9 protein-coding genes are annotated in these 7,280 nt (G+C 54.0%); 8 read left to right on the forward strand and 1 reads right to left on the reverse strand.

Annotation, left to right across the window (positions count from 1 at the left end; all coding sequences use genetic code 11):
* From H5U36_07830 to ychF, 3 genes are all read left to right on the forward strand, one after another.
* Positions 1–273, forward strand: a 273-nt coding sequence (locus tag H5U36_07830) for a nitroreductase family protein (GenBank protein MBC7218030.1), incomplete at its 5' end; no start/stop codon positions are given.
* A gap of 11 nt (positions 274–284) precedes the next feature.
* Positions 285–512, forward strand: a complete 228-nt coding sequence (locus H5U36_07835; protein ID MBC7218031.1) for a DUF951 domain-containing protein — start codon at positions 285–287, stop codon at positions 510–512.
* Between the two features lies 1 nt (position 513).
* On the forward strand, positions 514–1,611 hold the full coding sequence (gene ychF, locus H5U36_07840; GenBank protein ID MBC7218032.1) for a redox-regulated ATPase YchF: 1,098 nt from the start codon (positions 514–516) through the stop codon (positions 1,609–1,611).
* Here the strand turns inward: ychF and H5U36_07845 are convergent.
* The gene (locus H5U36_07845; GenBank protein ID MBC7218033.1) at positions 1,595–2,785 is read right to left on the reverse strand and encodes a TIGR04013 family B12-binding domain/radical SAM domain-containing protein; all 1,191 of its coding nucleotides are present in this window, start codon (positions 2,783–2,785) and stop codon (positions 1,595–1,597) included. The two genes, ychF and H5U36_07845, sit on opposite strands and share 17 nt — an antisense overlap.
* A gap of 83 nt (positions 2,786–2,868) precedes the next feature.
* On the opposite strand from H5U36_07845, the gene H5U36_07850 reads away from it, so the two are divergent.
* The 5 genes from H5U36_07850 to H5U36_07870 all read left to right on the forward strand — a co-directional run.
* On the forward strand, positions 2,869–4,209 hold the full coding sequence (locus H5U36_07850; protein MBC7218034.1) for an NADP-dependent malic enzyme: 1,341 nt from the start codon (positions 2,869–2,871) through the stop codon (positions 4,207–4,209).
* Entirely contained in the window at positions 4,206–5,048 is an 843-nt protein-coding gene (locus H5U36_07855) for a fumarate hydratase (protein MBC7218035.1), read from the forward strand. Before H5U36_07850 ends, H5U36_07855 begins: the two co-directional genes overlap by 4 nt.
* A 6-nt stretch (positions 5,049–5,054) precedes the next feature.
* A complete protein-coding gene (locus H5U36_07860; GenBank protein MBC7218036.1) occupies positions 5,055–5,648 on the forward strand; it encodes a fumarate hydratase C-terminal domain-containing protein in 594 nt (197 codons plus the stop codon).
* Positions 5,649–5,654: 6 nt separating this feature from the next.
* Positions 5,655–6,497, forward strand: coding sequence for an ATP-dependent Clp protease proteolytic subunit (locus tag H5U36_07865; protein ID MBC7218037.1), 843 nt, complete (start codon positions 5,655–5,657; stop codon positions 6,495–6,497).
* Positions 6,498–6,509: 12 nt separating this feature from the next.
* The coding region (locus tag H5U36_07870) for a hypothetical protein (GenBank protein MBC7218038.1) at positions 6,510–7,280 on the forward strand (771 nt) is incomplete at its 3' end.

Here is a 7,280-nt window from a genome sequence, read left to right on the forward strand (position 1 = left end):
GGGCGAGGAGGGTGGATTGGAGGGTACATGGAGAGCTGGCCGGTGGATGTCGCCATTGCCTTGACCCACCTCATGCTGGCAGCCTGGGCAAAGGGCCTTGGTACCTGCTGGATAGGAGCCTTCGATGAGGAGAAAATCAAAGAAATCTGTCAGATTCCCCCAGAGGTTCGGGTGGTAGCAGTAACCCCCCTGGGGTACCCGGTGAAAATCCCTCAGGCCACGACTCGTCGGCCCCTTGAGAAGATTTACTGCGAAGAAGTTTTTGCAGAGTGACGGTGATGGCGGTGGGCATACTCCACCTCGAGGTAGACGACATCTTGACCCTTAAAAAGACCCATCCCTGTGGAAGCCAGAAGTGGCGTGTGGTGCGCCTTGGGGTGGATATCGGCATCAAGTGCTTGGGGTGCGGGCGTTTCGTGATGATTCCCCGAAGGAAGCTCGAAGGAAAAATCCGGGAGATTTACCGACAGGGCCGCCTTTTGAAGCCCAGAGAGTGCATTATTGAGGTGTGAAATGGGGCTTCAGGTTGGAATTGTTGGGCTTCCGAACTCGGGGAAGACGACGCTTTTCAACCTCCTTACCAGGGGTCACGCAGAAGTTGCGGGGCACCCTTTTTCAACCATTGCTCCAAATCGAGGTATTGTTGCGGTTCCGGACGGACGCCTTGAGGTTCTTGCCCGAATTCTCCATCCTCCCCGGGTTGTTCCGGCAACGGTAGAATTCGTTGACGTTGCGGGGCTTGTGGAGGGGGCAAGCAAAGGTGAGGGCCTTGGCAATCAGTTCTTGAGCCATATCCGAGCCGTGGATGCGGTTGTCGAGGTTCTGCGGTTCTTTGAAGATACGAGCGTTCCCCATGTGGTCGGAAGCCTTGACCCCATTCGGGACAGGGACATCGTGGATACGGAGCTTCTCCTTGCCGATCTTGAGGTGGCGGAGAGACGCCTTGAGAAGCTCTCCGACCTTCTGCGGAAGACGAAGAACGAAAAACTCCTCGAGGAAAAAGAGGTCTTTGAGCGATGCGTGGCAAGCCTTGCAAGGGGTGTACCTCTCCGAGAAGTTGACTTCTCTCTGAAAGAGCGGGAACTCTTAAAACCTTACCAGTTCATCACGGCAAAGCCGATTCTCTACGTCGCTAACCTCGATGAGGGAGAGAGTTCTCGAAAGCTTTTTGAGAGAGTTGCCGAAGAGTTCAGGGAAAAGAACCTTATCCTTGTCCCTGTGTGGGCGAAGCTCGAGGCTGAGCTCGCTGAGCTTGAGGAGAGGGAACGTCAGGCCTTCTTTGAAGAGTTCGGTATCTCCGGCTTTGGGTTTTCTCGCCTTGTGGAGGAAGTGTACCGCATCCTCGGCCTTGTCACCTTCTACACCTATGGGGATAAAGAGCTTCGGGCTTGGGAGGTCCTGCGTGGGACAAGGGCTCCTCAGGCTGCGGGGAAAATCCACAGCGACATGGAGAGGGGATTCGTAAAGGCTGAGGTCGTCCACTTTGACGACCTTGTCGCCTGTGGGTCCCTTGAGCGGGCTAAAGAAGAAGGGCGGGTACGTTTTGAGGGGAAAGACTACGAAATCCAGGACGGCGATATAGTGTACTTTCGCTTCACCGTCCCTCGCTGAGCATTTTTTCCTGGATTTGCCACTGACCCTTGAGCTTTCCCTCCCGAGCAAGAGAGCTCAAAAGCTTCTTCCCCCAAGGGGGAAGGGGAGTTGGTTTCTTTTCTCCCCAGGGTGTTCCGGGAAGGGGCAAAAAGGTGTGAGCGCGAACGGTTGCTCCAAGAGCGATGAGCTCTTGCATGAACCGTACGGTTTTGAGGAAGTCTTCTTCGGTCTCCTCTGGGCATCCGAATATGAAATCAACGACCACCTGGAAACCTCGCCGAAGGCTCATGGTGCAGGCAGAGAGAACGTCCTCAGGCGTGTGGCCTCTCCGCATGAGCCTGAGGAGCCTTCTGCTTCCTGACTGGGCCCCGATGACTAAAGTACGATTGTCGATGGTCTCCTGGAGTAAAGCCAGGGCCTCTTCGGAGATGAACTCGGGGCGAACCTCTGAAGGGAAGGAGCCGAAGAAGATTCTCCCCTCTTTCCCAAGGAGTCTGCGAAGGCTTGTGAGGAGAATGTCTATCGCTTTGAGGTTTGGTTTTACACCGTCCTCCGATCCGTAAGCAAGGGCATTTGGAGTTACAAAGCGCACATCTATGCGTTTGCGGTGGCGCATCATCCCTCGGACGTGCTCTAAGATGGAATCAAGACTTCGGTGGCGCATCTTTTTCCCAAAGAGAACCGGTGTTGCACAGAAGGCGCACCCAAAAGGACATCCCCGGCTGATCTCGATGGGTCCAAGAAACCCAAGGTGGTACGGGAAGGAGGGAAAACGGTTTATATCAACCCTTTGGGCTTTGACGACTTGGGGGTTGAGATGTCCCTCGATGAACTCCTGAGTAAGCGCAAGGAAGGCCTCCTCTCCCTCTCCCTGGACAAGAACTGTGCGGGGGAGAGCAAAGTCCTCTGGGACAGCAGTCACATGGGGTCCTCCCCCACAGATGGAGAGATTTGGGTCGCTCAGGAGACCCTCGAGGAATGCCCGGCGTTTTCTCCACTCGTAGGTCATGCTCGAAAAGCAGAGGAGTTTCGCACCGGGGATTTCCGAGAGTACCTTTGGAACTTCCTCTTCTTGTTCGCAGAGAACCGCCTTAACCTTTTGCCAGAGGGGAGTGGAAGAAAGAGCTCCAAGGAGGGCATTGATACTCGTTCTGTTCTTGGCCGTGTAGAGGAAAAGAATAGTCCGGTCCATGGTTTTTATTGTAGAGCTTCTTTCGGGGAGTGCAAGGAGGTGTGGTACAATTGTCGAGAACCGAAAAAGGGGAGGAAGCTTTTGTGGAGAGGAAGGATGCAAAGGACCTTGAAAAGCCGTACTATAAAGCTTTACGCTGGCATGCGTTTTACCGGGGAAAGGTGGAAGTAAACCTCAAGTGTCCGGTTACCAAGTACGACGATTTTGCGGTTTGGTACACTCCTGGAGTGGCTGCTGTTTGCCGTGAGATTGAGAAAGATCGCAATCTCTCCTTCCAGTACACAAATCGCTGGAATACGGTTGCCATTGTTTCGGATGGCTCACGGGTTCTTGGTCTTGGGAACATTGGTCCTGAGGCGGCGCTCCCGGTAATGGAGGGGAAGGCCCTTCTTTTCCGTTACCTTGGAGGAGTGGATGCCCTGCCTCTGTGCCTTAGGGTTCGGAGTCCTGAGGAGCTCGTCGAAGCGGTGAAGATGCTTGAGCCGAGTTTTGGCGGTGTGAACCTTGAGGACATAGCCCAGCCGGCTTGCTTTTCGGTTTTAGAAAGGCTGCAAGAAGAGCTTGAAATTCCCGTCTGGCACGATGACCAGCAGGGCACAGCACTCGTTGTCCTTGCTGGACTCCTTGGAGCCTTGGATGTGGTGGGGAAGAAGAAGGAGGAGATTCGGGTTGCTCTTATTGGGGCAGGAGCTTCAAACCTCCGTATTGCGGATCTCCTTATGAAGGCAGGGGTACGGGGAGAGAATATCGTTCTCTGTGACACGAGAGGCATTCTCCACCGGGATCGGGAGGATCTCGTTCAAGAGAATCCCTGGAAATGGAGGTTTTGCCTTTTGACGAACGGGGAAAACCTCAAAGGGGGAAAACGTGAAGCCATTGAGGGGCGAGATGTGCTCATTGCCCTTTCTGCTCCTGGTCCTCGAGTCATTGAACCGGAGTGGATTCGCCGAATGGAGAAAGATCCCATTGTTTTTGCCTGTGCCAATCCTGTGCCTGAAATCTGGCCCTGGGAGGCAAAGGCACACGGTGCGAGAATTGTTGCTACTGGCCGCTCTGATTTTCCAAACCAGATCAATAATTCCCTTGGGTTCCCCGGTCTTTTCCGGGGAGTTCTCACCGTCCAGGCGCGAAAGATTACCGATGCCATGTGTCTTGCCGCTTCTTTTGCTCTGTACCATTTTGCTAAGAAGCGGGGTCTCCACGAGGACTACATTATCCCTACCATGGATGAATGGGAGGTATACGTGGAAGAAGCTAAGGCTGTAGCTCAAGTAGCGATGGAGGAGGGTCTTGCAAGGAGAACTTGTACCCTTGAAGAAGTGGAAAAAGAAGCACGAGACCTTATCCTGCGGGCGAGGAAAATGGTGGAAGAGGGCGTGCGGAGTGGGACCATTCCCCTTCCCCCAGAAGGTGAAGAGGAATGAGGGAAATCTGGGTCTTTGATGTTGTTGAGAAAGTTAAGGAAGCTCTCATAGAAATGAATATCCGAAGCGATGACCTCCTCCGCCAGCAGATGCTCAACGCGCTCGTGGTAGAAGAAAGCGAGGCAGGGAAGGAAATGCTCACACAGGTCCTTGAGAACTACGTGGTGGCGGAGGAACGTCGGCTCCCTCTCTGCCAGGATACGGGAATGGTCATGGCAGAGGTCCGTATTGGAAATGAGGTCCTTATTCGGGGTGGGAGCCTGCGCGAAGCCCTCGATGAGGGTATTCGGAGAGCTTACCGGGAGGGGTTCTTTCGGAAGTCTATCATCTCGGACCCCTTCTTTGGCAGGAATACCCAGGACAACACTCCGGGGGTGTATTTTTTCACTCTCGAGGAGGGAGACCATCTCGAGATCGATCTCCTTGTGAAAGGAGGGGGATGCGACAATATTACTACCTTGGGAATGCTCGATCCGGGAAGCACACCCGATGATGTGGAGCGTTTTCTGCTCCGAGAGCTTGACAAAAAGGCTTCCCTTGCCTGTCCACCTCTTGTGGTAGGAGTAGGCATTGGGGGGAATGGAGCATACGCCCTTTTTCTCGCCTCCCGTGCTTTGAGTCGTCCCTTGGGGTCTTCCCATCCTGATCCCCGTTACCGGGAGCTCGAGAAGAAGTGGTGTGAGGACATCAACCGTCTGGGCATTGGTCCTCAGGGGGTGGGTGGCAGGGTAACGTGCCTTGAGGTCCGGATTGAGACGTATCCCTGCCACATTGCCAGTTTCCCTGTGGGGATTGCGTGCAGTTGCCATGTCTTTCGGAGAAAGACGCTACGGTGGTAGAAAGGTATGAGTCGGGAATTCATTCTGAAAACTCCTCTGGGTATTGAGGATACCTTGGCCCTGCGCGTTGGGGATCGGGTTTTCCTGAGCGGAGAGCTCTACGTGGCACGCGATGCGACCCACAGGAGGATGCTTGAAGAGGCAGCGCAGGGAAAGGAACTCCCTTTCCCGGTACATGGAGCAGTTCTCTACTATGCTGGTCCTACACCTGCCCCACCATATGAGCCTGTGGGGTCCATTGGGCCTACAACGAGCCGACGCATGGATCCGTACCTTTCCTTTTTCCTTGAGCGGGGGCTCCGGGCGACGATTGGGAAAGGAGAACGGGGGGAAGAAGTTAAAAAGCTTCTTGAAAAGCACAAGGCTGTGTACTTCATTGCCTGTGGTGGCGCAGGAGCGTATCTTGCAACTTTTGTGGTGTCTCAGGAAATTCTCGCGTATGAGGACTTGGGTGCTCAGGCTCTCTTTCGCCTTGTGGTGAAGGATTTTCCTCTCCTTGTGGCCTATGATGCTTTTGGAGGGGACCTCTTCGAAGAGGGAAAGATCCGGCACCGGAAGATTTTCTTGTACCACTGGGAGACTTCGCGGAAGGAGGGATAGGAGGAAATGTTCTGGGAAATACTCTTTCTCATCCTCTTTCTGAGCGTGTACTTTCCGGCGCTGCAGCAGAAAATCCTCGAGCAACGTCGTATCGTCATAATCCGGGAATTTGAGAGGAAGCGCCGCTCTCGGGTCATCGTGCTCATCCATCGCCAGGAATCGGTGAGCTTTCTTGGTTTACCCATTGCTCGGTACATCAGTATCGAGGATTCAGAGCGGGTCCTTCGGGCCATCCGTTTAACCCCTCCCGACATGCCTATTGATCTCATCCTTCACACTCCTGGGGGTTTAGTTCTTGCTGCCGAGCAGATTGCCTGGGCCATTAAGCGGCATCCGGCGAAAGTTACCGTTTTCGTTCCTCACTACGCTATGTCCGGTGGCACACTCATTGCCCTTGCTGCTGATGAAATCGTCATGGACCCCAATGCGGTTCTTGGTCCTGTGGACCCCCAGATTTCTACGGTCCATGGCCAGTACCCGGCTGCTTCCATTCTTCGAGCTCTTGAGGAACCCAATCCGAATCGGAGCGATGAAACCCTTATCCTGGGAGACATAGCCCGGAAGGCCATCCGCCAGGTTTACCAGGTTGTGTTCGATTTGGTACGGGATAAAATGCCTGAGGAAAAGGCAAGGGAAATTGCCCAGATTCTCTCGGAGGGACGATGGACGCACGACTTCCCCATTACCCCTGCAATAGCGAAGGAGTTAGGTCTTCCCGTTCAGGAGGGACTTCCTGAAGAAATTTACGAGCTCATGGAGCTCTACCCGCAACCTCCCCAGCAGCGTCCAACTGTCGAGTGCGTGCCCTTGCCGTACCGGCCGTACCGGCGGCCAGCGGCGAAAGAGTAAAGGGGTGAATGGATGGGAAAAAAGCTCATTATAACCGAAAAACCCAGCGTTGCAAGGGACATCGCCAAGGCGTTGGGAGAATTTCTTGACCGGAAAGAGTACCTCGAGAACGAAGAGTACCGAATCACCTGGGCTGTTGGCCACCTTGTTGGTCTTGCAGAACCTGAGGACTACGACAAGCGCTTCAAGAAGTGGGACCTTGGACTTTTGCCGATTATCCCTGAGATTTTCCAGTTGAAGCCTCTTGAGAAGACGGAGAAACGCCTCGAGGTGATTAGGTCTCTTGCCGAGGCAGAGGATACCGAAGCTCTTGTGAACGCTTGTGATGCAGGGCGGGAAGGAGAGCTCATTTTCCGCTACATTTACGAGTTTTTAGGCTTGCGGAAACCTGTGTTTCGCCTCTGGCTTTCCTCAATGACCAAGGAGGCAATCCAGGAAGCCTTTCTGCACCTTAAGCCTGCTTCGGAGTACGACCTTCTTGCTCAGGCGGCAAAATGTCGGTCTGAAGGGGATTGGCTTGTGGGAATCAACGGGAGTCGGGCTTTTACGACTCGATACCGTATTCTGCTCTCGGTGGGAAGAGTACAGACCCCAACCCTTGCCATTCTTGTCCATCGGGAAAGGGAAATTCAGAACTTTCGCCCCACTCCGTACTGGGAAATTTTTGCCCGTTTTCGGTACGGAGATCTCGAGTACATGGGGAAATGGCGTGGAGAGGACGAGCGCCTTTTTGAAAGAGAAAAGGCGGAGGCTATCCTTGAGAAGGTCCGTGGGCAGAAGGGG

The organism is Candidatus Caldatribacterium sp. (assembly GCA_014359405.1).
Classification (GTDB): Bacteria; Atribacterota; Atribacteria; order Atribacterales; family Caldatribacteriaceae; genus Caldatribacterium; species Caldatribacterium oleiphilum.

Bases quoted from the DNA above. Each gene is read 5' to 3' on its own strand.
- H5U36_07845 (MBC7218033.1), bottom strand. From the start codon at position 2,785: ATGGACCGGACTATTCTTTTCCTCTACACGGCCAAGAACAGAACGAGT.
- H5U36_07865 (MBC7218037.1), top strand. From the start codon at position 5,655: ATGTTCTGGGAAATACTCTTTCTCATCCTCTTTCTGAGCGTGTACTTT.
- H5U36_07855 (MBC7218035.1), top strand. From the start codon at position 4,206: ATGAGGGAAATCTGGGTCTTTGATGTTGTTGAGAAAGTTAAGGAAGCT.
- H5U36_07860 (MBC7218036.1), top strand. From the start codon at position 5,055: ATGAGTCGGGAATTCATTCTGAAAACTCCTCTGGGTATTGAGGATACC.
- ychF (MBC7218032.1), top strand. From the start codon at position 514: ATGGGGCTTCAGGTTGGAATTGTTGGGCTTCCGAACTCGGGGAAGACG.